The sequence below is a fragment of the Streptomyces sp. NPDC048142 genome (assembly GCF_043202835.1).
Classification (GTDB): Bacteria; Actinomycetota; Actinomycetes; order Streptomycetales; family Streptomycetaceae; genus Streptomyces.
Genome location: NZ_JBIDBC010000015.1, coordinates 84,150 through 109,585, shown reverse-complemented (window position 1 = coordinate 109,585; position 25,436 = coordinate 84,150). Strand labels below are relative to the sequence as shown.

The following is a 25,436-nucleotide window of genomic DNA, read 5'->3' as shown; positions in this document are numbered from 1 at the left end:
TCGATCAGGATCCCCGGATCACCACACCCGCTGCCGTCCTCGTCGGACTCCCCGGAAGACCGCGCGTCGCGGGGCGCGCCGGGCCAGCGACGGGACGCGGACGCGGATCACGTCCGGCCATGCGGTGACGACGGCGGTGACGGCGGCTACAGCGGTGACAGTGGTTCACGGGCAGCCGGACACCGCCTGACGTCTACGCGTCCGTACGGATCACCACCACCAGCGTCCGGGGCCCGTGGACGCCCTCCACTCGCTCCAGCTCGATGTCGGAGGTGGCGGACGGGCCGCTGATCAGCGTCGTCGGCCGTTCGGGCACCAGCCGCGCCACCGCCTCGGGCACGCCCGCCTCGACCGCGGAGAGGTCCACCACGCAGAGGTGCAGATCGGGTACGAGGGACAGGGCCCGGCGGCCCTGGCCGGGCGAACCGTCCAGGAAGATCGTGCCGGTCTCCGCGCAGCCGGCGGCCGATGCCGTCACCACCGCGTCCAGGGAATCGAGTTGTGAGGGCGGGATGTCGGCGTCGTCCTGGCGCACCTCGCCGTCGTACGCGGCGAGCCAGCGCGCGTCGAGCCCGGCCGGCACGCCGATGCGGCGGACACCGTGCTCCCGCAGGAGCTCGCCGACGGCCTCGGCGGTGCGGTGGGCCGTACAGGGGTGCGCCCGCGCCTTGTAGTCGAGGAGTCGGCCGGTGAACAGGGCGAGGCGTTCGTCGTCGGGCAGGACGCGGCCGGTGCGGTAGTCGCGCGGGACGACGACGGCGGGCGTCGGGGCCAGTGCGAGGGCGTCGCGGATCCGGCCCAGCACGGTGTCGCGGGCACTGTTCATGTCGCTTCCTCCTCGTCGTGCTCGCCATCAGGGGCGGTGGTGTCGCGTCCGCCGGTGTCTGCGGTGTCGCGTCCACCAGTCGCTGCGGCTTCGTGTCCACCAGTGGCTGCGGCTGCGGCTTCGTGTTCGTGTTCCGCGGCCGCGGCGCGCAGGGCGGCCGTGCCCTCGTCGGAGGCGAACCAGGAGCGGAAGGTCTGCCGGGGCGGGGCCGCGGTGTCTCGGCTGTCGCTCCAGCCGCTGAACGGTGGGGGCAGCCGCGAGATCGTCCCGTCGCGTCCCGCGATGACGCGGCCGAGCCCGGACGCCTTCTGCGCGGCGGTGTGGAGGGCCGGGCGGCGCATCACGGCGGCGGCCGCCTTCATCGCCAGCTTCTCCGGTGTGACGCCTGACTGTTCGGTGTGCTGGTGGCGCAGCTCCACCAGCAGCGAGGGAATGTCGATCTTGACGGGGCAGGCGTCGAAGCAGGCCCCGCAGAGGCTGGAGGCGTACGGCAGGGAGCTGTTCGGGTCGCCCTTCGCCGCGTGCATTCCGGCCAGTTGCGGGGTGAGAACGGCCCCGATGGGTCCGGGGTAGGTCGAACCGTAGGCGTGGCCGCCGGTCCGCTCGTACACCGGGCAGACGTTGAGGCAGGCGGAGCAGCGGATGCAGTTGAGGGCCGCGCGTCCGATCGCGTCGGCGAGTGCGGCGGTGCGCCCGTTGTCGAGGAGGATCAGGTGGAAGTCCTGCGGACCGTCGCCGGGCGTCACTCCGGACCACAGCGAGGTGTAGGGGTTCATCCGCTCCCCCGTCGACGAGCGGGGCAGGAGCTGGAGGAAGACCTCCAGGTCCTGGTAGCGCGGAATCACCTTCTCGATGCCCATCACGGTGATGAGCGTCTCGGGCAGGGTCAGGCACATGCGCCCGTTGCCCTCGGACTCGACGACGGCCAGCGTGCCGGTCTCGGCGACACCGAAGTTGGCACCGGATACGGCGACCTTCGTCGTGAGGAACTTCTCGCGGAGGTAGCCGCGCGCGGCGGCGGCGAGGTGGGCGGGAACGTTGTCCAGATCCGGGTCGACGCCAGGGATTCGGTCGAGGAAGATCTGCCGGATCTCGTCCCGGTTGCGGTGGATCGCGGGCACCAGGATGTGCGAGGGCTTGTCGTGGGCGAGCTGCACGATGAGTTCGGCGAGGTCGGTCTCGTACGGGGTGATCCCGACCGACTCCAGGTGCTCGTTGAGGCCGGTCTCCTGGGTGGCCATGGACTTGACCTTGATGACCTCGTCGCTGCCGGTGGCCTTCACGAGCCGGGCGACGGTCTCGTTGGCCTCGGTGGCGTCGCGGGCCCAATGGACAGTGCCGCCGCGTTCGGTGACCTTGCGCTCCAGCTGGTCGAGCAGTTCGGGCAGCCGGTTCATGGCATCGGTCTTGATGGCGGAGCCCGCGTCCCGCAGGGCTTCCCAGTCGGGCAGTTCACCGGTGACGCTGAGGCGTTTGGCGCGGATGGCGCCGGTGGCGCGGCCGAGGTTGCGGCGGAGCTGGTCGTTGCCCAGTTCGTCGTGGGCGGCGCGGGGGAAGGCCTGGTCGCCGCGGAGGTTGCCGGTGCCGTACGGGGAGCGGCGCGGCCGGGCGGGCATGCCGAGGAACGTGCTCATCCGGAGGCCTCCGTCAGGACGTCGGGCGTGGTACGGGTCGCGGCGAGGATCCGGGCGAGGTGCAGGGTGCGGGTCCCGGACCGGATCCGGGAGAGTCCGCCGCCGATGTGCATCAGGCAGGAGGAGTCCCCGGCGGTGCACACCTCCGCCCCGGTGGCCGCGATGCGGTCCATCTTGTCGTGGAGCATCGCGGTGGACGTCTCGGCGTTCTTGAGCGCGAAGGTGCCGCCGAATCCGCAGCAGGAGTCGGCACCGGGCAGCTCGACGAGGTCGATCCCCTCGACCGCGCGCAGGAGTTGGAGCGGTTTGTCGCCGACGCGGAGCATCCGCAACGAGTGGCAGGTGGGGTGGTACGTCACCCGGTGCGGGAAGTACGCGCCGACCCGGGTGACGCCGAGGACGTCCACGAGGAGTTCGGAGAGCTCGTACGTCTTCGCGGCGACGGCGTCCACTCCGGCGCGGAGCGCGGCGTCCCCGTAGCGGTCGGCGACGATCCGGTGCTGGTGCCGGACGGAACCGGCGCACGAGCCCGACGGCATCACGACCGCCTCGATCGAGGCGTCGCCGAACCCGTCCGCGAAGTTGCGTACCAGGGGCACGGGTTCGCGCTGGTAGCCGGTGTTGATGTGCATCTGCCCGCAGCAGGTCTGGCCCGGCGGGAACACCACGTCGTGACCCAGCCGCGTGAGCAGGATCGCGGTCGCCTTCACCGCGTCGGGGAAGAGCGTGTCTCCCAGGCAGGTGGCGAAGAGTCCGATGCGCATGGAACCTCCCCGGTCGGGTTCGGCGCGACGGCGAATGTCCGTCGCGTTTCACTATGACGTTTCTATGGTCGGACCATACTGGGCGCAGGCCATGGAAGGGAATGACCGCGCCGCAATACGCGTGGCGCGAGGTAGGCCGGCGGTGCGTTGGCGTACGGCGAGTGCCGGGCGGTGCGCGTGGGCACGACAAGACGCGGCGTACGGCGGAGCCCCCGGCCGTACGTGTGTGTACACGGAGGGAAGCCCGGCCGTACGTGTGGGCACGCCCGGCCGCCCCGCCGTACGTGTCATACGGGGGCGCGTCGTACGGGAGCCGGCTCGGGCGGCTCCTACGGAGCGCCGGGGCCCTCCACCAGCGTCCCGTGCAGTCCCCGGATATGCCGCTCCACCAGGTCCGCTGCCTCTCCGCCCCGCCCTTCCCGTACCAGCACGAGAAGGGCCCCGTGCTCGGTGTTGAGAGCGCGGGCCATGGCCGGCCAGTCCTCGGCGGCTTCCAGGGCCCGCAGGATCAGCGGCCGCACGGACTCGCGTACGGCGGAGGTCAGCGTGGACGTCAGAGCGTTGCCGGAACTGCGGGCGATGAGCACATGGAAGCGGGTATCCAGGTCGTTGAAGCCGCTCACCCCGATCCCCGGCTCCGCCATGCCCACCACCAGCTCCTCCGCCTCGTCGAGGTCTTCGGCCGGTGCGTGGCAGGCGGCGGCCTCGAAGCTGGACCGCTCCAGGACCACCCGGGCCTCCAGAACGTCCTGGAGGCTGTAGCTGCCGAGGGCGAAGTGCAGGCGGAGCAGCCGGCCCAGTGCGTCGTCCGGGTTGCGCACGATCCGGGCCCCGGCGTCGGGCCCCCGGCCGGGCTGGGCCACCAGAACGCCGATGGTCTCCAGCACACGCAACGCCTCGCGCAGGGCCGAGCGGCTGACGCCGAGCACCGGAGCCAGTTCCCGTTCGGGCGGCAGCCGGTCGCCGGCCCGGAGGTCTCCGGCGAAGACGCGTTCTTCGATGCTGCGGAGCACGAGCTCATGGGTTCGGGACTGCCGCACGGGCTGCCATTCGACGGACATCCGTCACTCCCTGCCTCGGCCGGATCCGGACATGCAGCCTATGTCACACCGAAGATGTGGTCGGACCTCATGCACGCCGGTTTGGCGGCGCAGACAGACAGCAAGGCTGACAGGCGAACGGACGGGAAAACGGGCGAATGGGAAAACGGGCGAATGGGCAGATGGAACAGACGAACAGACCGACAGACCGACAGACCGACAGACGGACAGACGGGCAAACGGGCAAACGGGCAGACGGACGCAGTGAGCACGCGCGGGCAGTTCATGTGATTCTCACTCGGTCCGCATAGGGTGCCCCCGTGACCCAGATGACCCCGCCCGGCTGGCATCCAGACCCCGGGCACTCAGGCAAAGGCCCCGCTCAGGAACGCTGGTGGGACGGAGCGCGGTGGACCGGCCATGTACGTGCGTCGCCCGGTGCGGCGCGCCGTCGCGGGATCCGCGTCGGCGTCGGCGTGGCGGTCGGCGCGGTGCTGCTCGCCTCCATCGGGGGCGGTGTGTATCTGCTGGTCGAGGCCGGCGACGGCCGGCCGGACACCGCGGCCTCCTCGCCGTCCGCCGCCCCTGATCTGCCGGGCGCACCGGACGGCGACAAGAAGGACGGCGGATCGGGCGGCGACGGGAACGGCGACGGCCAGGGGCCCGGCGGGCAGCTCCCGCCGACCGAGCCGGGCTTCGCCACGGACCTGGCCGCCGGAATCAGCCTCCCGGTGCCCAAGGGGTGGAAGGGAACATCCGGGGCGGTCGGCGCCGGACTGACGACGGGTGAACACGCGTGCCCCGGTGACACCTCCGAGACCTGTGTGCGCGGCGGAGTCTTCTCGGCCCCGGCGCCCGCCATGAAGCTCACCGCGGGGACACCGGAGGAGGCCGCGAAGAAGGACATCGCCCTCAACGCCAAGGAGTCCTACGGCGGAAAGAGCTACGGGAAGATCACCTCGCACGAGGAGCTGAAGTCCGAGGCCGTCACGGTGGCGGGCGGCAAAGGCTATGTCGTGCGCTGGAAGGTGGTCACGGAGAAGGGCGACGACGGCTACGTGGAATCGCTGGTGTTCCCTTCCCCCGCCTCCAAGGACATGCTCGTCGTGGTCCGGTCCGGGTTCGACATCAACGAGGACGCACCGAAGTTGTCCGTCCTGGACGAGATCACCCGGGGGATCAAGGCCGCGTCCGGTGCCGGAGGAGGCACCGGCGGAGCCGTCTGAACGGCCTGCCCGGCACCACGCGAAACGGTGGAGACCGGACCGGAGAGACGGTCCGGTCTCCGCCGTTTCGCTGTTGAGACCCCCTTCGTCGTCAGCCGGTGGCCGATGCCGGGTCGCTGCCCCGGCGGCCCCCGTCCGGACATGACCGGCGAAGCGGCACAGGAAGACCGGGTCGCCCTCGGCCGCGACGGACGCGTCGTCGAGGTTGCCGCTCCCGTCGTCGTGGCGGGCGGTGCCCCCGGGACCGACGGTGGAACCCGGTCTTCTCTTCCTGAGCCGGGTCGTCTGCCCGCCGACGCGCTGCGGCCGCGCTGCTCGATGGATCGGTTCGCCGACAGGCTGATACTCCGCGGTCCCACCCTGTCCGACGACGGGGAGGAGCACACGGGCAGCGTCCATGTCATCGACCTGGCCGACCGAGCCGCAGCGGTGCGGTTCGCGACCGAAGAACCCTTCTGGAAGGCCGGCCTCTACCGGGAGTTCATGGCTGCCCCGGTGGTGGTGCTGATGCACCGCCAACCGGCGGCGGACGTCCTGTACACGCTCGTTACCGCCCACTGGTACCCCCATGCCCATACGCCGGGCGACGCCGAGCAACGGCTGGCTGCCGCGGATACGGACGGACGGCCGAGCTTCGTGGCCGTCCTGGTCGACGACCAGGACCGCACGACGGGATTGATCGCGGCCGTGCGAGCACTCCCGGACGAGGCGCGGAGGCTGGTCCAGCCGTTGGCGGACCGGCTCGCCGGCGGGCCCGTGCCGCTCACGTCCCAGCGCTGGCAGCGTGGTGGCCGTAACTGAGGGCCGGGGGACGGCAGATCGTGGCCGTGGACCGGGGCCCGGGGCCCGGGGCCCGGGGGCACGGTCCCGCCTCATGGCAACGAGCGGGTGAGCCATACCACTTCACCGTTGTCCTCCGTGGTGACGTGATCCCGCTCGAAGCCGAGCTTCTCCAGGACACGGAGCGACGGCGCGTTCCATGCCCCGACGGTCGACCAGAGCCGTTTCCGTCCGGTCGCCACAGCGGCTTCGAGGACCGCACCGGCCGCCTCGGTGGCGTAGCCACGCCCGTGCGCGTGCTGGAACAGCTCATACGCGATCTCGGGCTCCTCCACGGTGGTGCGGCCGATGATCAACCCGCAATAGCCGATGAAGTCGCCTTCGTCGCGGCGCTGGATGGGCAGCAAGGCGATTCCCGTGGTCTCCGTCGCGGCCAGCAGCTCAGCGATGGACGTCCGGATGCGCACGACCGGGGGCGTCCCATTGCCGCGTTCGGAGAGGAGGGCACAGAGATCGGCGGCGTCGGACTCGGCCCACGGCCGGAGTATCAGGCGCTCGGTCTCCAGGTGGAACGGCATCGTCTGGTACGTGGACATGGCCCTACCCTGCCCCAGTTGGTCGATGAGTTCGTCCAGCGCCGGTTCGGGCATGCCGGTCAGCTCCGGATTGCGCAGCCCCCGGTGCAGGACTGTGGGTACGGGTTGCCGGTCGTCGAGCCAGGTCCTTGCGGGGTTGCTGTGCTCGACGGGGCGGTCCGTGCCCCGTCGGGCCCAGGACAGGAAGATGCCCAGGCCGCGTCCGATCGCCGCGAGTGGGATGACGGCGACGAGGACGATCGTCGCGCTGTCCTTCGGTCGGCAGATCCGTCCGGCCACCCCGCCAGGCCGCGGACCACGACGTCGGGGTCTGCGGGCAATCCGGCGAGGCGGGGCTCCAGGACAGCTGGTCGGGCCGCGGCGTTGGACCCGTCCAACTGACCGGCGAACGCCGTCCGGGCGGCCGCGACAAGCTCGTCGGAAGCCCGCGGACAGGCACGGGATACCGTTCTCAGTACCTCCGTCGTCCGCAGATCGAGCCCTGTCTCGCTGCGCAGCCCCCGTCCCGCCAGTGCTCCTGCCAGTCCCTCGTCGAAATTGCGCCGCAACTCAGCCCCGTCGGAATGATCGGTCCGCATACTCACCACCTCCGGCCGGGTAGCCACCCGGCGGTGACAGCCCGCTACCCTTCGATCGCTGGCAACGTACAAGTGCTGGATGAACCGCGGGAGCCAGTCGCGCACCGGCAGTGCGCGCCGCTCTCCGAAGCACACTGTCAAGCCCTGGGTTTGTGGAGAGTTGGAGAACGGCTCACCGACAGCCGGCGACAGGGGCAGATGCTTCGTTCTTGGGAGCACACAGAGGAGTTGGCCGATGAACGGCGGACCAGGAACGGTGGTCCTGAAGCGCCAGGGCTGACCCGCCCGCCCTGAACCGCTCGACTACCCTTTTCCTGCGGACCAGCGGACCAGTTGACCTCCCGAAGACCCCAGCCGAACAGGCCCCTACCGCCTCATCGTCCGCTCGGCCGCCGGTGGCATGGGCCCCTGGCGCACGGCCTGGCTCCGGCGTTGCAGGCCATCCACGGAACCGGCCTGATCCACCGCGACCTCAAGCCGTCCAACGTCCTGGTCACGGTGGACGGGCCCCGCGTCATCGGCTTCGGTATCGCCCGCGCTGTGGAGACCTTGGCCGAGGGAGTCATGACTCGCACGAGTGCGGTGATCGGATCACCCGGCTTCATGTCGCCCGAGCAGGTGCGGGGCCTCGGGCTCACCTCGGCGTCGGACGTCTTCTGTCCGGGGCCCGTCCTCGCCGTCGTGGCTGCGGGACTGCTCGGGCCCGAGTCGCCGCAGGATGAGCAGGGCCCCGGCTCCACCCCCGTACCGAGCGCTTCCCCCGGCCGCTGAGAAGGCGTCGGCGAACATCAGAAGGGCCCGGGGCGGGAGCCGGATGCGCCGTACGCCCGGCTGGTGATCGCGAAGACGAGCCTTGAGCCGGCCAACGGCCGGCAATCTGACCATGCCTGCTGCTCGGTGGGCGACGACCGGCCCCGGGCGGACTACCGCGGAACCGTCGCGGTGAACGCCCAGCCGCGTTCAGCCTCCCGGGACCGCCGGACAGGACCCGAGTGCCGGCGGCATGCCGGTGCGCCCGGATGCCGGTATCAATACCGCTGCCGTGCCCGAGGGCAAGGCGCGCACCCAGACCGGACCTGCTCCGCCCTGCCCTGCTGCGCTACTGCGGCAGGGGGCCGGCTGTGCCCTGGCGGCGCCGGTTGACGCCCCGGGTTCAGCGGATCGGCTTGCGGATCTCCGCGCGTACCCGGTGGGTCAGGTCCGCGGTCTTGGCCAGTTCGGCGGTGGAGGGCTTGGTGTCATAGGCCTCGGTCGGGCTGAGGAGAATCATGGTGTTCTCGTCGGATGTGGCACACCGGATGACGATCGTGGCCTCCTGGCGGCCCTTCACGCCTATTTTCAACGCGTGGCAGGTGACAGTCACGCCCCCGCCTCCGGGCCGGTAGTCCTTGGGCGGGATCACGATCTCCCACACCCCCTTCTGACCGGGTGGACGTGCGACGGAGCCTTTGCGAGCCTTGTCCGGGTCCTTGAACCGGCCGTACACGCCGATGACACTGAACCCGTCCGTGAAGGAGCCACGGTGCTGATACACGGCGGAGGTGTCCTTCGCGCCCGCGGCGATCGCGTCTCCTCCGTCGCCCTCGACCGGCTTCTCTCGTTGGTAGTGCGTGGCCACGCGTGTGTACCTGCCGTTCTGCAGCGACTCCGGTAGGACGACCTTGTGCGTGGCCTCGGGGAAGCCGGCGTCACCGCCCAGGAGCGTGTACGCGCCGTACCCCACGCCGCACAGCGCAACCAGCACGCCCGCCGAGATCCCCGCGATCAGACCGGTACGTCTGTGCCCGGTCATGTTGGGCACCGGCGGAGGACCGCTCGGCATCGGAGGCAAAGGTGCAGGCGGGGGCACCACCGTCGGGGGCGCCGGGAGCGGCGCGAGCGGGTCGGGGACGGCGGCAGCCAGGGCCCGGCGCATCGCCTCCGCGTCCGCGTACCGCTCGCCGGCCGGCTTGGCGAGAGCCCGCTCGAGCACGGCCTCCAGCTGCGGCTGCCCTGCGAGCCCCGACGCGGCCAGGGTCGGGGGCTGTTCGGTCACATGGCGGTAGGCGATCGCGAAGCCGTCGTCCGCGTCGAAGGGCACCCGGCCCGTCAGCATCTCGAAGAGCAGCACCCCGACCGCGTACAGGTCGGACCGCCCGTCGAGGTCCGTGGCGCCCTGCACCTGCTCGGGCGACATGTACTTCGGCGTCCCCAGGAGCAGTACGGTGCCCGCCCCGGATGCGGCCCATACGATGCCGAAGTCCGCCACCTTCGCCGTACCGTCCGTGCACAGGAGTACGTTGGCGGTTTTGATGTCATGGTGCACCAGGCCACGCGCATGGCCGGTCGCCAGTGCCGCGAGGATCTGATCCGTGATCCGCACCGCGTCGGCCAACGGCAGCGCGCCAGACGTGTGCAGCCGGTCCGCGAGCGACTGTCCGTCCACCAGCTCCGTCACGACGTACAGCACCGGCTGCCCGTCGGGGCCCGGCTCCTCACCGATGTCGTGCACGGTCACCACATTCGGGTGCTTCAGCGCGGCCATGGCCTGCGCCCCACGCCGGAACCGCGCGGGGAAACCTGCCTCAAGGACCAGACCGGGCAGCATCGTCCTGACCGCCACCGGGCGGGCGAGCTGCATGTCGTAGGCCCGGTGGACCTGTCCCGTGCGGCCGCTGCCGAGCAGTCCGTCGACGCGGTAGCGGCCCGCGGCCAGGGTCGATCCCGGTTCGAGTATGTGTCCCATGGATAGTCAGAGGCGTGCGGTGCCGTTGCCGGCCCGTTTCCCCCGTCCGCCTTTCGATCCGTACATCGGGTTCCCGCGAACGAGTTGCCGATGATCTTCTTGACATGATTGCGCTGCCTTCGGCGAGCGGATCGCGCCACGTAGCCGGTGCAGGCCGTCCCCTTGAACCACTCTTTCGTGTACACCGCCCTTCGACCGGTCGCTCCATTCCCGGACCTGTCCCGGCGTCGCTTCATCGCCGCTCGTGATTGGCCGTCATCCCCCCGCCTCCGCAGGGTACGGGGATGGGGCATGGGCCAAGGCGCGTTTGCCGTCCTCCAACCCCCTCCCCCGGCCCCGGCTGCCGGTGGGAGGTTCCCCCCAGGTGCACGCTCCGGGAAGGGATTCCGAAGGAGCCAGGACCCAGGCTGTGACACGCTCACCGGACGGCCCGGCGACCACGATCTGGATGTGCGGCGGCGCGTACTTGCGTGCCATGGCGAGCATCGTCGTCAACTCGAACTCGGGCCGCTCCACGGATACATGGATCGGTGCGGGCATGGCCGGGTGCGGCGCTACCGACGCACCGGCCGGCAACGTTGTCCCCGGCCGCAGCCGTGCTCCCAGCAGCGCGGTGCTGTCGTCAGGTGTCGCGACGACGAACTGGGGGTCGTTCCGCGGCGGCACAGTGTTGCCGATCCGGGCCCCTGAGACCGCACGGACGGCGGACGCCGGACGCCGGAGCCGGACGCCATCGAAGAGGTCGGCAGGCATCAGGGCCTCCATCGCCGATAAAACACGGCCGCAGGAGCGGCGCTCTCGGCCCACTTCAGCGTGCTGCGCGCACACCGCGCTCATTGCCGAGCCCGATCGTCATGACCCGCTGACCCAGGTGAAGGACACCGGTCCCCGACCGGTCCCCGAAAACGTTTCAGGGCCGGTTTCGGATTTCTCCGAAACCGGCCCTGAACTGCGACTCTCACGAGTCGGGACGACAGGATTTGAACCTGCGACCCCTTGACCCCCAGTCAAGTGCGCTACCAAGCTGCGCCACGTCCCGTTGCCCGTCTGACCTGGGGTTTCCCCTGGCCGAACGCGCATGAGAACAATACCGCACTCCAGGAGGTGGTCACCAACACCATTCCGCGCTTGACCTCAACCATGGTTGATGTTGGACGCTCGGTGCCATGACGAACACGACCGCCGCACCGCCCCTCGACCACCGGGGCGCACCGGCCCCCGACCGCCAGGACCTGGCTCGCCTGGTCGCCCTCATGACCGGGGACGAGAAGCACGCCCCCGCCGCTCATTCCACGCTCGATGCCCTCTGGGTGCTCTACAGCAGAGTGCTCCGGGTCACACCGGCCTCGGCCGACGCCCCCGGGCGGGACCGCTTCCTGCTGTCCAAGGGGCACGGGCCCATGGCGTACTACGCCGTCCTCGCCGCCCACGGCTTCTTCGGCGAGGAGCTGCTGCCCGGCTTCGGGACCTACGGCTCACCGCTCGGGCATCACCCGGACCGGCTGCTGGTTCCGGGGGCGGAGATCGGCAGCGGGTCCCTGGGGCACGGGCTGCCGCTCGCCGTCGGGACCGTGCTGGGGCTGCGGGCCCAGGGCCTCACCGATCCCCGGGTGTGGGTCCTGATCGGCGACGCCGAGCTGGACGAGGGCAGCAATCACGAAGCCATCGCCCACGCGGGCCCGGCCGGGCTCGAACAGCTGCACACGCTGGTGATCGACAACGCGTCCGCCACTCACGGCTGGCCCGGCGGGATCGCCTCCCGCTTCGCGTCCGCCGGGTGGGCGGCGGTGACCGTGGACGGCCGCGACCACGAGGCCCTGTACGCGGCGTTCACCGCGCCCCACCCGGGCAAACCGCTGGCCGTCGTCGCCCGCGTCGAGCCCAAGAACTGACCGCACGCCGGCCTCGCAGGGCCGCACCGCACACGCCCGCCGCTTCGCACGGCCGACATCCCGGGAGGGACCCCTTCATGGACACCATGCGCGACCGATTCATCAGCACCACCTCGCAGATCCTGGACGAGGAGCCCCGGCTGGCCGTCGTGCTCGCCGACATCAGCGCAGACGGTTTCGCCCCGGCCCGGCGCGCCCACCCGGACCGGGTGGTCAACGTCGGCATCCGGGAGCAGTTGCTGGTCGGGGCCGGTGCGGGGATGGCCCTGACGGGTATGCGGCCGATCGTGCACACCTTCGCCAGCTTCCTGGTCGAGCGGCCGTTCGAGCAGATCAAGCTGGACTTCGGGCACCAGGGAGTCGGCGGGATCCTGGTGAGCGCCGGTGGCTCGTACGACTGGCCGGCCGGCGGCTTCACGCACATGGCGCCCGGTGACGTCGCCCTCCTGGACACGCTCGACGGCTGGACCGTGCACGTACCGGGCCATCCGGACGAGGTCGAGGCCCTGCTGCGGGAGTCGGTCGCCGGCGACGACCGCGTGTACGTACGTCTCTCGCTCCAGGCGAACCGGGAGGCGCGGCCGGTGAGCGGCACGGCCGGGTTCACCGTGGTGCGCGAAGGGCGGCGTGGCACCGTGGTCGCGGTCGGCCCCATGCTCGACAACGTCCTCGCCGCCACCGAGGGTCTCGACGTGACCGTGCTGTACGCGACGACCGTACGGCCGTTCGATGCGGCGGGGGTGCGCCGGGCCGCCGGTGCGGCCTCGACCGCGGACGTGGTGATCGTGGAGCCGTACCTGGCGGGCACCTCCGCCACCGCTGCGGGCGAAGCGCTCATGGACTTGCCCCACCGGTTGCTCGGGCTGGGGGTGGGCCGCGCCGAGCTGCGCCGGTACGGGCAGATGGAGGAGCACCTCGCGGCACACGGCCTGGACCCGCAGGGACTGCGGGAACGGATCACCGGATTCCTGCGGATCTGACCCGCACGGCCGACCCGGCGACCTTGACAGCACGCCCCGCCCAGCCGCAGGAGCGCCCCGCCCAGCCCCGGGACCCGGCCGAGCCGCCCCGCCGCCCGAATCGCCCCCGCCCCGCGCTCAGCCATCGCCCTCCCCCGCCGCCGTCCCCGCCCCGTCCAGCCCCCGCGCGTCCGGCTCCAGCTCCGGGTGCGCCGCCGCCAGCCGGCGCGGGGCGACCTGCCGCCAGGAGTCGGCGAGGATGACTGCCAGCTCGTCCTCGTCCTCCAGTGCGGACAGGCGGACGCGCATCCAGGCGTAATGGTCGTCGTGTCCCTCCCGGATGAAGAACTTCTCCGGCTCGGCGGCGATCAGCTCGGCACGGTCCTCCCGGGGGCACTTCACGCCCATCGCCGTCTCGTCGTCGCCGAGCGAGGCGAAGATCTTGCCCGCCACCCGGAAGGTGGGCTGCCCCCAGGCGAGCTTCTCGGCGGTGTCGGGCAGGGCCAGCGCGGCCGAGCGGACGTCGGCGGCGGCGATCGTGGCGGCGGCGGTCATCCCGGGTCTCCGTTCGACGGGCCCCGGCGGCCTGGTGCCGGGATTCGACCGTAACGCCGGGCACTGACATCCACCCGCGACCGGGCCTCTCGTCGCACCCGGCCCGGAGGGCCCCGCAGACCCGTTGACCGGGTGGTTGGAATGCGCGTTCCGGAGTACACATAAGACGCCGCTCGCTACGCCGGGCGGGCGGCGTCACAGGTGGTGGCGGCCCTCCCGGTCATCGATCTGGCGGACGAGTTCATGGGCGAGCGACTTGATGGTGTCGAGCCCGTCCCGCCCCCAGGGGCGCGGCACGGTGTCGACAGCACAGACGGTGCCCAGCGCGATGCCGGTGCGGTCGATCAGCGGCGCACCGAGGTAGGAGCGGATACCTATGTCGTCCACCACCGGATTGCCCGCGAAGCGCGGGTAGTCGCAGACGTCGTCCAGGACGAGGGCCTTGCGCCGGACGAGGACGTGCGGGCAGTAACCGTGGTCGCGGGCCAGGTACCGGCTGCTGCGGTTGCTGCCCGCCGCGGCCGAACCGAGGTCCTGGCCGCGGCGGTTGCCCGCCGGGGTGTGCAGTCCCGCGAAGAACTGCCGGTTCTCGTCGATGAAGTTGACCATCGAGAAGGGTGTGGCGGTGACTTCGGCCACCTTGTCGGCGAAGGCGTCGAAGTTGTCGTAGGAGGCGTCGGGGCGTTCGCCGAGATCCAGCTTGCGCAGCCGCTGTGCGCGGGCCGGGCCGTGCCGGTCGGTGGGCGTCAGGAGCATCCGGCCGGTGGCGAAGGATGTCACGGGTGGGCTCCGAAGGTCTGGAGTGGGGCGGGCGCCGATGTGGCGTTGATGAGGTGTTGTACGAGGGTGACGAGGGCGCCCGTGCCGGAGCTCGCGATCCGGGCGTCGCACAGGACGACGGGCACCTCGGGCCCGAGGTCGAGCGCGGCGCGGACCTCGTCCGGCTCGTAGCGGTAGGCGCCGTCGAACTCGTTGACGGCGACGATGAATCCGATGCCGCGCCGTTCGAAGAAGTCCACCGCGGCGAAGCACTCGGCGAGGCGCCGGGTGTCGGCCAGCACCACCGCCCCGAGCGCGCCCTGGGAGAGCTCGTCCCACATGAACCAGAAGCGCTCCTGGCCCGGTGTGCCGAACAGATAGAGCACGTGCTGCTCGGAGAGGGTGATGCGGCCGAAGTCCATGGCCACGGTGGTGGCCGTCTTGGACTCGACGCCCTCCAGATCGTCCGTACCCACACTGACCTGGGTCAGCAGTTCCTCGGTGCTCAGCGGGGCGATCTCGCTGACCGCACCCACGAACGTCGTCTTGCCGACGCCGAATCCGCCGGCGACCAGGACCTTGAGGGCCACGGGGAAGAACTCGGAGGTTCCGGTGCGGTCAGAGCTGTCGTCGTAAACCATCGAGCACTGCCTCCAGCAGGGATCGGTCGGTGGGCATGTCGTGGAAAGCGGGAGCGTGCGCGGTGACCGCGCCGCAGGCGACCAGGTCGGAGAGGATGACCTTGGCGACGACCGCGGGCAGCCGGAGGTGTGCGGCGATCTCGGCGACGGACATCGGCCCTTCGCACATACCGAGGGCCACGGTGTGCTCCGGGCCGAGCGGGACGTCCGGCTCGATGCCCGTGGCCATGATCAGGGACAGCAGGTCGAACGCGGTGGACGGCCGGGTGCGGCCGTTGCTGATCGTGTACGGGCGGATCAGCCGGCCGGCCGCGTCGTCGAGCAGGGGCCCGTCCTGCGGGGCCGGCATCCTCACAGCCCCGGAGTGAACGGTGCCCCGGCCGGCTGTCGCAGCGGGGTCGCCAGATAGGGGCGGACGCTCTTGACCAGCATCGCCATCTCGTAGCCGAGCACCGCGGCGTCCGCCTCGCGCCCGGAGAGGACGGCGAGACAGGTGCCGGATCCGGCGGTGGAGACGAACAGGAGCGTGGAGTCCAGTTCGACGACCACCTGCCGGACGTCCCCGTTGTCCCCGAAGCGGGCGCCGGCACTGCGGCCCAGCGAATACAGACCGGCGGCCAGGGCCGCCATGTGGTCGGCGCTGTCGGGGTCCATGCCGTGCACGGATTTCACCAGCCCGTCGGCGGAGAGCAGGACCGCGCTGCGCGTGTAGGGCACGCGTTGGACCAGTCCGCTCAGCAGCCAGTCCAGGTCCGAGACCTGACCGGACGGCATATCGCTCGTCATGGTGTCTACTCCTTGAAGGTGGTGTCTTTTCGGGGTTCCGGGACGGCCCGGCCCGGCAGGATGGGGTCGGCCGCGAATGCTCCGGGCTCGCCCGCTTCGCGGTCGTGGGAGCCCTCGGCGTAGGTGCCGCGCTGGTACGTGGCGCTGTCCTGCGGGTACGCGTCGGGCGGGTAGCTGTCAGGTACGGGCAGGCCGGCCACGGACAGCGCGTGGTCCGGCCGTGGTGCCGGAGCCGGGCCGGGGCGGTCGGTCGGGGCGGTGACTCCGCGTACGGGAAGGGGCGAGAGGGACTCCAGGGGGGCGTCGAGTGCGGTCTGCCCCCCGGTCCCCGGGGCGCCGGGGTTTCCGTATCCGCCGTCGGGGCTCTCCTCCTGGGCGGTCTGGGCCTCGGCGAGGTCGACGCCGCGCCGGAAGGCCGCCATGAGACCCGGGTCGTGCAGGGCGTGCTCGTCCTCGACACGCGGGGCGGGTGCCTCGCGCAGCTGTGGGGCGAGGTGTTCCTGATTCGTCCGTTTGGGCAGCTCGGGCCGGGCGGGGGACGGCGCCGGGCGGTCATCGCGCTCGTGGACGGGCTCCGGGGCGAGCCGGTCATCCCGCTCATGGACGGGCGCCGAGGCCGGCGACGGCGCCGGCCGGTCGTCGCGCTCATGGACGGCCGCAGCGGCGAGCCGGCCTTCGCGCTCGGGCGGGGAGGCGGGCGGCGCCGGGCGGTCGCTGCGCTCGGCGCGCAGCGGGAGGGGCGGGGCCTCGCCCGTGGGCGGCTGGGCTCGGCCGTTGCGCCCGCGATCGCCCGCCGGCGACTGCGGGCCGCCGTTCCGCCCGTGGCCGGGGCCCTGGTGCGAGCCGTCCGTGGACACCTTGGCCGAAGCCGCCGGCCGGGTCGTGCCGCTCCCCGGCGGAGCCGCGGGGATCCCGGCCTCGACAGGCGGCCGGTGCACGGCGCCGGGGGGCGGTACGGGCACGGCGTCGGGCGACGGCGGGGCGTCGGGATCGCTCCCGAGCAGCGACTGCGGGAGGACCAGCACCGCCTGCGTACCGCCGTAGATGTTGCTCTGCAGACGGACGGCGATGCCGTGGCGGCGGGCCAGGGCCGAGACGACGAACAGGCCGATCCGGCCGTCCTGGAGCAGATGGGCGACGTTGACCTGGTCGGGGTCGGAGAGCAGGGCGTTCATCCGCTTCTGCTCGTGGTCCGGCATTCCGAGACCACGGTCCTCCACCTCCAGCGCGAGCCCGGCGGTGACGTGCTGGACACGCAGCAGCACCTGGGTGTGCGGGGCGGAGAACACCGTGGCGTTCTCGACCAGCTCGGCCAGCAGGTGGATCACGTCGGCGACGGCGTGGCCGCGCAGAGTGCCCTCTATCGGCGGGACCAGCTTGACCCGGGGGTACTGCTCGACCTCGGCGATGGCCGAGCGGAGCACCTCGGTCATGGTGACCGGGTTGCTCCACTGCCGCCGGGAGACGGCCCCGCCGAGGACGGCGAGGTTCTCCGCGTGGCGGCGGATCCGGGTGGCGAGATGGTCGACGTGGAAAAGGCCCTTGAGGAGGTCGGGGTCCTCGACCTCGTGCTCCAGCTCGTCGAGGATCTGGATCTCACGGTGGACGAGGGATTGCAGCCGCCGCGCGAGGTTGACGAAGACCTCGACCTTCTGTTCGTTGCCGGTGCTGCTGAACAGCTGGGACGCCTGGACGACGGCGGCGACGGCGGCCTCCTGGGCCCGTGCCATCTCCTGTCCCAGCAGGTCGAAGGCGTCGGCCCCGGGCTCGGAAGGCTGCGCCGGCCGCCGCGCGGCGACGGCTTCCCCGTTGCGGAGCTGTTCCACCACCCGTTGCAGCTCGGCCTGGCCCTGGGCGCTGGCGCGGCGGAGCGCGAAGGCCCGGTCGAGCACCTGGCCCGCCACGCGGTTGGCGCCGAGATAGGCGGCGGCGACGGCGGCGACGGCGAGCGCACCGGATCCGCCGAGCGCCGCCCAGAGGCTGGGCGAGGAGCCGACGGCTCCGGCGCGGACGGTGAAGATGACGGCCGCGGCGCCGCTGAGCACCGCGGCAATGGCCGGGAGCAGCGCGGTCCGCAGCAGCTGGGGGCGTATGCGGGCGTCGGGCGGAGGCCCTGCGGCGCGCGGCCTGCTCGTGGCCGAGTGGGCGCGCGTGCCGGGGCGGCCGTGCCGCCCGCCCTCACGGCGGTCCGGTCGCGCTTCAGGTGCGCGAAGTTGAGACATCAGCGTCCTCGGTACAGGGGGCACCGGGGATCGGCGGTCGTGCCGGCGTCCATGCGGTGGCCCCTACGGTGGTCGGTCAGGCTCGGGTCATCGGTCGGGCAGGCCCGAACCTTATGAGCCCACCGTTGATCACCGGGCACACACGGTAGTCGTCAATGGCGTATGCGCGGCGGGCAGTTGTCGAACTTGCCCGCCATCCGTCCCACTCTGGTATGACCTCTCGCACGCGCGCCCGATTGCGCCGCCTTGGTCCCGAATCGACCCGAGACACCGCCAGGCCGCCCACATGCTGGACACCTCAAGTCCGCCGGCACCGCGCCAGGGGCGCCGGTGCGGGGTTTACCCGCAGGTAGGGGACCACCCGAAGGGGCGAGGATGCGGCCGGTTACCATATGAGCGCCGCCTAGCTCGAAAGATAAACTTGTGACTGTCAATGACGACTCGTTCACCAACTGGATGCACCGCGAGGAGATCGCGGAGTCGATGATCCCGATCATCGGGAAGCTGCACCGCGAGCAGGACGTCAATGTCCTGCTGCACAGCCGCTCCCTGGTGAACAAGTCGGTGGTCAGCATCCTCAAGACCCACCGCTTCGCCCGGCAGATCGCCGGTGAGGAACTCTCGGTCACCGAGACGATGCCGTTCCTGCGGGCTCTGACGACGCTCGATCTCGGCCCCTCCCAGATCGACATAGGCATGCTGGCCGCGACGCACCGGGCCGACGGGCGCGGACTCTCGGTCGAGGAGTTCACCGGGGAGGCCGTCGCCGGGGCGACGGGCGACAACAAGATCGAGCGCCGTGCATCGCGTGACGTGGTGCTCTACGGCTTCGGCCGCATCGGCCGGCTCCTGGCCCGTCTCCTCATCGAGAAGGCCGGTTCGGGCAACGGCCTGCGACTGCGGGCCATCGTCGTCCGCAAGGGCTCCGGTCAGGACATCGTCAAGCGCGCCTCGCTGCTGCGGCGCGACTCGATCCACGGCCAGTTCCAGGGCACGATCACCGTCGACGAGGCGAACAGCAAGATCATCGCCAACGGCAACGAGATCAAGGTGATCTACTCCGACGATCCGACGATCGTCGACTACACGGCGTACGGCATCAAGGACGCCATCCTGATCGACAACACCGGCCGGTGGCGTGACCGCGAGGGGCTCTCCAAGCACCTCCAGGCAGGCATCGCCAAGGTCGTGCTCACCGCGCCGGGCAAGGGCGACGTCCCGAACATCGTGCACGGCGTCAACCACGACACGGTCAAGCAGGACGAGCGGATCCTGTCCTGCGCGTCCTGCACGACCAACGCGATCGTGCCGCCGCTGAAGGCGATGGCGGACGAGTACGGCGTTCTGCGCGGGCACGTGGAGACCGTCCACTCGTACACCAACGACCAGAACCTGCTGGACAATTACCACAGTTCCGACCGCCGCGGCCGTTCGGCGGCGCTCAACATGGTCATTACCGAGACCGGTGCGGCCTCGGCCGTCGCCAAGGCGCTGCCCGACCTGGACGCGCCGATCACCGGCAGCTCGATCCGTGTGCCGGTGCCGGACGTCTCGATCGCGATCCTCAGCCTGCGGCTGGAGCGCGAGACCACCCGCGAAGAGGTCCTCGACTACCTCCGCAACGTGTCGCTGGCCTCGCCGCTCAAGCGTCAGATCGACTTCATCAGCGCACCCGACGCGGTCTCCAGCGACTTCATCGGTTCGCGCCACGCCTCGATCGTGGACGCGGGCGCCACCAAGGTCGACGGCGACAACGCGATCCTCTACCTCTGGTACGACAACGAGTTCGGCTACTCGTGCCAGGTCATCCGGGTCGTCCAGCACGTCTCCGGTGTGGAGTACCCGACCTACCCGGCCCCGGCGGTCTGACCCGGCGCCCCGTTCGGGCCGTCACCCGGTGTCCGGTGTCCGGCAGGTTCTCCTGCCGGACACCGGACATTTTCATACGCCTCCTGGTCGCGGGCGGACGGTCGCCTCAGCGCGGGGCGGCCGGACCCAGCCGTTCGGTCGGGCCTCCGAAGTCGAGGAACGTGGCCCGCGCGGCGAGAAGCCACCGGTCGCCGACCAGCCGGAACGTGTCCTCGTAGTGTCCGACCTGCGCGGGAAGGCGCGGCGGCAGCATGCCGCCGGAGTGACCGTCCACGCGGTACGTCGTGAAGTACGTGCTCGCGGTCGCCGTCGAGGCGGACGTCAGGGTCACCAGGATGTTGGTGCACAGGCGGCGCGAGAGCCGGTCGGCGGGACGGGCCCCGAAGTAGGAGCGCAGGGCGTCCCGACCCTCGATCCGCCGGTCCCCCTCAGCCCATTCCCAGACTCCGTCAGGGGTGAACAGCTCGGCCACGTCGCCCGGTTCACCCAGATCGAGCGTGCGGACGAACTCGACGATCAGCCGCTCGCAGGCTCGCTCGGCGATCAGCCGGTCCAGGGAATCCAGCGCATCGGTATCCATCGCCCCTTCCTACCAACACTCCCTGAGCCCGCACGACTTGTTTTCAAAGACCCCGTTACGTGTCACACGGTGTCGGCGTCCAGCCCGGCCGGCCGCACCGGCTCGTCCCACCCGTCGGCCGGAACGAGGCGGACGAGCCGCACGTCCGAGCCGGGCTCAGACCTGGCCGAGATCCGAGCTGACCCAGCGCTCGGGGCGCAGGGTGATCACGACCTGCTCGCCGTGGTTCTCCCAGGCGAAGTCCACGTAACCGGCGACCTTCTCGGCCGGAAGGTAGCGCGCCGACACCTCCTCCAGGTCCGCGCGCGTGGCCGGGCGGGTGTCGACGACGGACCCCTCGACGGAGACGTACCGGATGGTCGGCTCCAGCCGGTCGACCAACAGCGTGAACCGGCCTGCCACGTCGATCAGTTCGGCCTTGCGCGAGGTGCGGCCGGTGAGGATGTGCACATCTCCGCCCGGTGCGTACCGGTACCAGATGGGCACGCTGAGCGGGCCCCGGTCGCTGCCCGGCACCGCAACGGCCAGTGCGGCGACATGGGCTTCGGCGAGGAACTGTTCGCGCTCTTCACGGGTGAGGGCCACTGCGCGCTCCTTCGTACGGTGGTTCGGGGCTGCCCAGTGTGCCCCGCGCGCCCGGCGTGTCTCCCGCCACCGGCACGGGAGCGGGCGGCGTGTCGTACGCGGTTCCTCCCGGCCCACCTCGCAGGGCCCTAGGCGACGTCGGGAGCGCCATCGGACCGCCCCACGACGGCCGCCCCGCGCAGCGCTACGGCGCACCAGACGGCCACCAGGAGCAGCGCGGCCGCGGCCAGGCCCGCGACTTCCAGGGGCTCCGGCCGCCAGCCGAGGGAAAGGCGCGTACCGATCAGGATGAGACCGATGGCGGCCTTTTCCGGGTAGTAGACCGGAACCCTGGCCGCCACGGTCCGCAGGACGGTGGCCAACACCAGGCCGATCACGGTCCAGGCGGTCAGATAGGGCCAGAGCGCTCCCGGAGCGGCGGGCGGCATGCCGTACTCGTCGGGGCCGATACGGAACAGCGCTCCCACCCGCCCCAGCGCCACTCCGGCGGCGGTGACGCCCGCCACCACAGCGCATGGCGCCACAGCGGGCCGGGACGCACGCCGACGTCGTCGTCCTGGAGGCCGGCGGGGTCCGAGGACTCAGGAAGATCCATCACGCCCGATGAGACGCACGCCGAGCGCCGATCGTTGCGTCGCGGACGGTGTCGGGAGCACGAACTAAGCTCCCGTCCATGAGCAAGGATCATGACGACGAGCCGATATTCGTCCGCTCGAAATGGGGAACAAGCCGCTATGTCTACAACCCGAACAACCCGATCGGCATGGGACTCATCATCGGATCGCTGCTGTTCGCCGCCGGAGGTTTGTACTACCTCTTCGCGAGTTCTTCGTGGAGCGAGGGCGAGTTCCGCGACGCCGTCCACTCCGCCGTCCGTGACCTGGAGTCGGAGCAGCACACCATGGGTTCCTGGACCGGCGGTTACGAGAGTCTGATCCGCGACGCGCTGGAGGAGAGCGGCGAAGGCCCCTCCGCCGGCGGAGGGGTGTACGTCGAGGATGCGAACGATCCCTACGACGAGGACGCGGACCGCTCGGTCGACCGGTTCGAGGTCACGGCGAAGGACGTCGACACCGTGTTCTGTCTGAGCGTGTCACCGCCGGAGCCCGAGCCGACGCTGACGAGCATCAAGGTCAGTCTCTCGGTCACCGTCGAAGAGGGCGAGTGCTGAGCCCGGCTGGTGCGGATTCGGGCTTGAAGTCGCCGCTGCGGCAGCTCCTGCTGCCCGCAACAGATCCTCCTGCGGCGGAGCATCCGGCCGCCGGTCGCCCCGGCCGACGCGGAGCCCGTGCAGGCCGAGTCGAAGCGCAGTACCGGGCACTCACCGCGCTGCGACCCGCGCCCGCCGACGAGTGCCGCGCGATCGGGCTCTCCTGCTCGGACAACGAGCAGGGGCGCGCCGCGTACGAGGCCATCGCCCCGGGCCTGGCCGCGTATCAGCGGGATGTCGTCGAGGGGTACGCGGCTTCCCGGCTCGCCCAGGTGACGTCCGGCGGATCCGCGACCGGGTCCGCCGTACTCCCCCGTACTCCCCTCGTACGCGACTGAATGCGACGGGGCCGCCGCCGGACGGCCCGGCGGCCCTCAGCAGTGAGCGGCGCGGGCGGACTCCTCCGCCCTGCGCACGGTCAGCGCTCGACGGACTCCTGCGCCCCGCGTGCGGTCAGCGCTCCCCGGCCAGGTCCAGATCGCCCCGTGCCGCCGCTGCGGGGCCGGAGCCGGGCCCGGGGAGCCACGGGCGGGCGAGCGAGGCGGAAAGCGGTCGCCACCACGGCTCCACGGGAAGTGCTCCGGCCGGCTCGAACGGCTCGCCCGGCCGGGGGAACGCCACCGCCTGCCCGGCATCCTCTCCGGCGTCCTTCGTCCACTCGCCCGGCTCCGCCCAGGCGTGCGGCGCCAGGTTGAAGGTGCCCCAGTGGATCGGCAGCAGCACGCCGTGCGGGCGGCCGCCCTGAAGGTCCAGGTGGGCGCGCATGCCTTCGGCGGGGGTCATGTGGATGTCCGGCCAGTACTCCGAGTACGCCCCGATCTGGATCATGGTGGCGTCAAAGGGTCCGTGCTCGGCCCCGATGTCCCGGAAGCCGGGGAAATAGCCGGTGTCCCCACTGTGGTAGATCCGGTGCTCCGGACCCGCGACGGCCCACGACGCCCAGAGGGTGTGCTGCTGGTTACGCAGCCCGCGACCGCAGAAGTGGCGTGCGGGGGTGGCGGTGAGACGGATTCCGGCGACGGTCGCGCTCTCGTTCCAGTCGAGTTCGTGCATCCGGTCCGCGGGGACGCCCCAGCGCTCCAGATGGGCTCCGACACCGAGCGGAACGGCGAAGACCGTGTCGGTGCCGGCCAGGGCGCGGATCGTCGGCAGGTCGAGGTGGTCGTAGTGGTCGTGGGAGATCACGACCACGTCGACGGGTCCGAGCGCGGCCAGCGGCAGCGGCACGGGGTGCAGGCGTTTGGGCCCGGCGAACGGGAACGGGGAACAGCGCTCGCCCCAGACCGGGTCGAACAGGATGCGCCGGCCGTCGATCTCCGCCAGCACGCTGGAATGGCCCATCCAGGTCAGCCGGAGCCCGGTGGCGGGCGGTGCGGCCAGGTCGGCGAGGGTCGTGGCGTGGACGGGCACGGTGCCCGTCGGCATCCTGCGGGACCGCTGCTCCTTATGGAAGTAGATCTTGGCGAACTCGACGGTGGACCCGGAGGGCCTGGTCCGGGCCCCCACCGGGTTCTGGAAAACGCCGTCGACGAAATGGGGTGAGCGGCGGATGCGCTCCATCCGCGCTCCGGCCGGGTCGGCCCCGAAGGACTCGGTGCGCATCGAGCGCAGTTTCGTGCGGAGCGGAAGCAAATAGTCAGCGCCGGTCACAACATCTCCTGAGGGAGTCGGTGTCGTCTCATTATGGTCGGCCTGTACGACAGGGCGAGCAGAAGATGCCGAACGGGGCAGCGGGCCGGCCGATAGCGGCGTCAGGCGCGCGGTTGCCCGTAGACGTGGTCGATGCGCAGAGTGAGCAGCACCCTGCGGTCCTGGACCATGGCACGCCGGTAGTCGTCCCAGTCGGGGTGCTCGCCCCTGACGTCCCGGTAGAACGTGACCAGGGCCTCCACCGTGGCGTCGTCCGGTTCCGCGGCGGGCGGGGTCAGCTCGGCGGTTCCGTCGGCGACGGTCCAGGCCCAGCGGTCGTCACTGGTGACGTGGTAGCTCGCCCGGGGGTCGCGCCGCAGATTACGGGTCTTGGCCCGGCCCTCGGTGATCGAGACCCGGATCAGCCGCTCCTCGGGACAGAAGGCGTGATTGACGTTGGACAGCTGAGGGCGTCCGTCCTGTTTCAGCGTGACCAGAACACCCCCGTCGTGCTCGCCGATGAGGCGGAGCAGTGCTTCCTCTGCCGGTTCGATTCGCGTCATGCAGGATGCAACGTTCGGGCCGGCCGGAGGATTCCGGAGCGCCGCTCCCGCCCCGCACATCCGTCGGCCGCCGTCCCACCGGCACTGACCTGGCGTATTGACTAAGGGCTGTCCCGTCATCCCTGGGGGATCAGCGCGCGGCGTCGGATGCGGTGCGTCGCACGGCGGAGGGACGTCCGCATACTGGTATGTATTCGAGCGTTCCGACAACGCGGCGAGGTGCCGTAGCTGTCGTCGTGCGCCCACCAGGGATGACGGGACAGCCCTTAGGGTGACCCGGTGGCAAGAGTCCGGTTGAACGTGGCGGAGCGGCGTGAGGAGCTGCTGCGCGCTGCGGTCGGGCAGATCGAGGTCCACGGGGTCTCGTCCGTGCGGATCGCCGACGTGGCCTCGGTGCTGGGCGTGAGCAACGCGCTCGTCCTCTACCACTTCTCGACCAAGGAGAAGCTGGTCGCGGCGGCGTTCGCGTACGCGGCCGAGGCCGACCTCGCCCATCTCCGCAAGCTGCTGGCCCGGCGCACCACCGCCGTACGACGGCTGCGGGCGGCCGTGCGGTGGTATGCGCCGACGGGGCAGGCCAAGGGCTGGCGGCTGTGGATCGAGGGCTGGGCGGCCTCCCTGCGCGACCCCGCCCTCCGTGAGGTCGCGGGCGACCTCGACCAGCGGTGGAAGGCGGAACTGGCCCAGGTCATCGAGGAGGGCGCCGCCACCGGAGAGTTCCGGTGCGAGGATCCCCGGTCGGCGGCCTGGCGGCTGACCGCCCTGCTGGACGGGATGGCGGTGCAGACGACCTCGTACGCGGGGCCGCTCTCCCGGGCCACAATGCTGCGGTGGACCGACGAGGCGCTCGCCCGTGAGCTGGGCATCGACCTCGTGGAGCTGACCGGTTCGCCGGTCGCCGATCCCCATGGCACGGCCCCTTCCGCGACCGGCTGACAGCCGCCTCCGAGCGCTCCCCGCACACCGGCCGCGCCGGGTCGTCGGGGCGTTTCCCCCAGCCCCCGCCGGCCCGCCGGC

Annotated in this window: 25 protein-coding genes, 1 tRNA gene and 1 pseudogene; 9 read left to right on the top strand and 18 right to left on the bottom strand. The window is 71.3% G+C overall.

Annotated elements, in window-relative coordinates; translation table 11 throughout:
• Positions 1–193: 193 nt before the first annotated feature.
• The 4 genes from ACGF2Y_RS20445 to ACGF2Y_RS20430 all read right to left on the bottom strand — a co-directional run bounded on the left by ACGF2Y_RS20445 (position 194) and on the right by ACGF2Y_RS20430 (position 4,285).
• Positions 194–826, bottom strand: a complete 633-nt coding sequence (locus ACGF2Y_RS20445) for a lactate utilization protein C (protein ID WP_392949270.1) — start codon at positions 824–826, stop codon at positions 194–196.
• On the bottom strand, positions 823–2,460 hold the full coding sequence (locus ACGF2Y_RS20440; RefSeq protein ID WP_392949267.1) for a lactate utilization protein B: 1,638 nt from the start codon (positions 2,458–2,460) through the stop codon (positions 823–825). The genes ACGF2Y_RS20445 and ACGF2Y_RS20440 overlap by 4 nt, the downstream gene beginning before the upstream one ends.
• Positions 2,457–3,224 (bottom strand): (Fe-S)-binding protein, encoded by a 768-nt coding sequence (locus ACGF2Y_RS20435; RefSeq protein ID WP_392949265.1) that lies wholly within the window; start codon positions 3,222–3,224, stop codon positions 2,457–2,459. Before ACGF2Y_RS20435 ends, ACGF2Y_RS20440 begins: the two co-directional genes overlap by 4 nt.
• Positions 3,225–3,553: 329 nt before the next feature.
• Positions 3,554–4,285: a FadR/GntR family transcriptional regulator gene (locus ACGF2Y_RS20430; protein ID WP_392949262.1), complete on the bottom strand. Its 732-nt coding sequence runs from the start codon at positions 4,283–4,285 to the stop codon at positions 3,554–3,556.
• 308 nt (positions 4,286–4,593) lie between these two features.
• On the opposite strand from ACGF2Y_RS20430, the gene ACGF2Y_RS20425 reads away from it, so the two are divergent.
• Positions 4,594–5,490 (top strand): DUF2510 domain-containing protein, encoded by an 897-nt coding sequence (locus ACGF2Y_RS20425; protein WP_392949388.1) that lies wholly within the window; start codon positions 4,594–4,596, stop codon positions 5,488–5,490.
• Between the two features lie 141 nt (positions 5,491–5,631).
• Positions 5,632–6,291, top strand: a complete 660-nt coding sequence (locus ACGF2Y_RS20420) for a YciI family protein (protein ID WP_392949260.1) — start codon at positions 5,632–5,634, stop codon at positions 6,289–6,291.
• Between the two features lie 71 nt (positions 6,292–6,362).
• Here the strand turns inward: ACGF2Y_RS20420 and ACGF2Y_RS20415 are convergent, their stop codons facing one another.
• Positions 6,363–6,866, bottom strand: a complete 504-nt coding sequence (locus ACGF2Y_RS20415; protein WP_392949387.1) for a GNAT family N-acetyltransferase — start codon at positions 6,864–6,866, stop codon at positions 6,363–6,365.
• A 911-nt stretch (positions 6,867–7,777) separates the two neighbouring features.
• On the opposite strand from ACGF2Y_RS20415, the gene ACGF2Y_RS20410 reads away from it, so the two are divergent.
• Complete coding sequence (locus ACGF2Y_RS20410) at positions 7,778–8,215, top strand: protein kinase (RefSeq protein ID WP_392949257.1); 438 nt, start codon at positions 7,778–7,780, stop codon at positions 8,213–8,215.
• A 382-nt stretch (positions 8,216–8,597) separates the two neighbouring features.
• On the opposite strand, the gene ACGF2Y_RS20405 is transcribed toward ACGF2Y_RS20410, so the two are convergent.
• Both ACGF2Y_RS20405 and ACGF2Y_RS20400 read right to left on the bottom strand, forming a co-directional pair.
• Positions 8,598–10,169, bottom strand: coding sequence for a serine/threonine-protein kinase (locus ACGF2Y_RS20405; protein WP_392949254.1), 1,572 nt, complete (start codon positions 10,167–10,169; stop codon positions 8,598–8,600).
• Positions 10,170–11,134: 965 nt separating this feature from the next.
• A tRNA-Pro gene (locus ACGF2Y_RS20400) sits at positions 11,135–11,208 on the bottom strand.
• A 127-nt stretch (positions 11,209–11,335) separates the two neighbouring features.
• Between ACGF2Y_RS20400 and ACGF2Y_RS20395 the strand changes: the two genes are divergently transcribed.
• Together ACGF2Y_RS20395 and ACGF2Y_RS20390 are read left to right on the top strand one after the other, a co-directional pair.
• Positions 11,336–12,061 (top strand): transketolase, encoded by a 726-nt coding sequence (locus ACGF2Y_RS20395; protein ID WP_392949252.1) that lies wholly within the window; start codon positions 11,336–11,338, stop codon positions 12,059–12,061.
• A gap of 77 nt (positions 12,062–12,138) precedes the next feature.
• A complete protein-coding gene (locus ACGF2Y_RS20390) occupies positions 12,139–13,041 on the top strand; it encodes a transketolase family protein (RefSeq protein ID WP_392949249.1) in 903 nt (300 codons plus the stop codon).
• A gap of 117 nt (positions 13,042–13,158) precedes the next feature.
• Here ACGF2Y_RS20390 and ACGF2Y_RS20385 read toward each other — a convergent pair whose 3' ends face one another.
• The 6 genes from ACGF2Y_RS20385 to ACGF2Y_RS20360 form a co-directional block, all read right to left on the bottom strand.
• A complete protein-coding gene (locus tag ACGF2Y_RS20385; protein WP_392949247.1) occupies positions 13,159–13,575 on the bottom strand; it encodes an MmcQ/YjbR family DNA-binding protein in 417 nt (138 codons plus the stop codon).
• Positions 13,576–13,770: 195 nt separating this feature from the next.
• Positions 13,771–14,355 carry a GAF domain-containing protein gene (locus tag ACGF2Y_RS20380; RefSeq protein ID WP_392949245.1) on the bottom strand — a complete coding sequence of 195 codons (585 nt, stop codon included), beginning with the start codon at positions 14,353–14,355 and terminating at the stop codon, positions 13,771–13,773.
• The gene (locus ACGF2Y_RS20375; protein ID WP_392949242.1) at positions 14,352–14,975 is read right to left on the bottom strand and encodes an ATP/GTP-binding protein; all 624 of its coding nucleotides are present in this window, start codon (positions 14,973–14,975) and stop codon (positions 14,352–14,354) included. Before ACGF2Y_RS20375 ends, ACGF2Y_RS20380 begins: the two co-directional genes overlap by 4 nt.
• Positions 14,953–15,324 carry a DUF742 domain-containing protein gene (locus ACGF2Y_RS20370; RefSeq protein ID WP_329354597.1) on the bottom strand — a complete coding sequence of 124 codons (372 nt, stop codon included), beginning with the start codon at positions 15,322–15,324 and terminating at the stop codon, positions 14,953–14,955. Before ACGF2Y_RS20370 ends, ACGF2Y_RS20375 begins: the two co-directional genes overlap by 23 nt.
• A gap of 2 nt (positions 15,325–15,326) precedes the next feature.
• Complete coding sequence (locus tag ACGF2Y_RS20365; protein ID WP_392949239.1) at positions 15,327–15,761, bottom strand: roadblock/LC7 domain-containing protein; 435 nt, start codon at positions 15,759–15,761, stop codon at positions 15,327–15,329.
• A gap of 5 nt (positions 15,762–15,766) precedes the next feature.
• Positions 15,767–17,983 carry an ATP-binding protein gene (locus ACGF2Y_RS20360; RefSeq protein WP_392949237.1) on the bottom strand — a complete coding sequence of 739 codons (2,217 nt, stop codon included), beginning with the start codon at positions 17,981–17,983 and terminating at the stop codon, positions 15,767–15,769.
• A gap of 423 nt (positions 17,984–18,406) precedes the next feature.
• Between ACGF2Y_RS20360 and ACGF2Y_RS20355 the strand changes: the two genes are divergently transcribed.
• Positions 18,407–19,852, top strand: a complete 1,446-nt coding sequence (locus ACGF2Y_RS20355) for a glyceraldehyde-3-phosphate dehydrogenase (RefSeq protein ID WP_392949235.1) — start codon at positions 18,407–18,409, stop codon at positions 19,850–19,852.
• A gap of 106 nt (positions 19,853–19,958) precedes the next feature.
• Here ACGF2Y_RS20355 and ACGF2Y_RS20350 read toward each other — a convergent pair whose 3' ends face one another.
• From ACGF2Y_RS20350 to ACGF2Y_RS20340, 3 genes and pseudogenes are all read right to left on the bottom strand, one after another.
• A complete protein-coding gene (locus ACGF2Y_RS20350) occupies positions 19,959–20,432 on the bottom strand; it encodes a nuclear transport factor 2 family protein (RefSeq protein ID WP_392949232.1) in 474 nt (157 codons plus the stop codon).
• A gap of 156 nt (positions 20,433–20,588) precedes the next feature.
• Positions 20,589–21,017, bottom strand: coding sequence for a pyridoxamine 5'-phosphate oxidase family protein (locus ACGF2Y_RS20345; RefSeq protein WP_392949229.1), 429 nt, complete (start codon positions 21,015–21,017; stop codon positions 20,589–20,591).
• A gap of 128 nt (positions 21,018–21,145) precedes the next feature.
• Positions 21,146–21,612 (bottom strand): annotated as a pseudogene (locus tag ACGF2Y_RS20340) (hypothetical protein).
• Positions 21,613–21,690: 78 nt separating this feature from the next.
• Here ACGF2Y_RS20340 and ACGF2Y_RS20335 point away from each other — a divergent pair.
• Both ACGF2Y_RS20335 and ACGF2Y_RS20330 read left to right on the top strand, forming a co-directional pair.
• Positions 21,691–22,188 (top strand): hypothetical protein, encoded by a 498-nt coding sequence (locus tag ACGF2Y_RS20335; protein WP_392949227.1) that lies wholly within the window; start codon positions 21,691–21,693, stop codon positions 22,186–22,188.
• A 23-nt stretch (positions 22,189–22,211) separates the two neighbouring features.
• Positions 22,212–22,565: a hypothetical protein gene (locus ACGF2Y_RS20330; protein WP_392949225.1), complete on the top strand. Its 354-nt coding sequence runs from the start codon at positions 22,212–22,214 to the stop codon at positions 22,563–22,565.
• Between the two features lie 115 nt (positions 22,566–22,680).
• Here the strand turns inward: ACGF2Y_RS20330 and ACGF2Y_RS20325 are convergent, their stop codons facing one another.
• Both ACGF2Y_RS20325 and ACGF2Y_RS20320 read right to left on the bottom strand, forming a co-directional pair.
• Positions 22,681–23,877 carry an MBL fold metallo-hydrolase gene (locus tag ACGF2Y_RS20325; RefSeq protein WP_392949222.1) on the bottom strand — a complete coding sequence of 399 codons (1,197 nt, stop codon included), beginning with the start codon at positions 23,875–23,877 and terminating at the stop codon, positions 22,681–22,683.
• A 101-nt stretch (positions 23,878–23,978) separates the two neighbouring features.
• Positions 23,979–24,419 carry a PPOX class F420-dependent oxidoreductase gene (locus tag ACGF2Y_RS20320; protein WP_392949219.1) on the bottom strand — a complete coding sequence of 147 codons (441 nt, stop codon included), beginning with the start codon at positions 24,417–24,419 and terminating at the stop codon, positions 23,979–23,981.
• Between the two features lie 279 nt (positions 24,420–24,698).
• Here ACGF2Y_RS20320 and ACGF2Y_RS20315 point away from each other — a divergent pair, with 279 nt between their 5' ends.
• Entirely contained in the window at positions 24,699–25,355 is a 657-nt protein-coding gene (locus tag ACGF2Y_RS20315; protein WP_392949217.1) for a TetR/AcrR family transcriptional regulator, read from the top strand.
• The last annotated feature ends 81 nt before the right edge of the window (positions 25,356–25,436 follow it).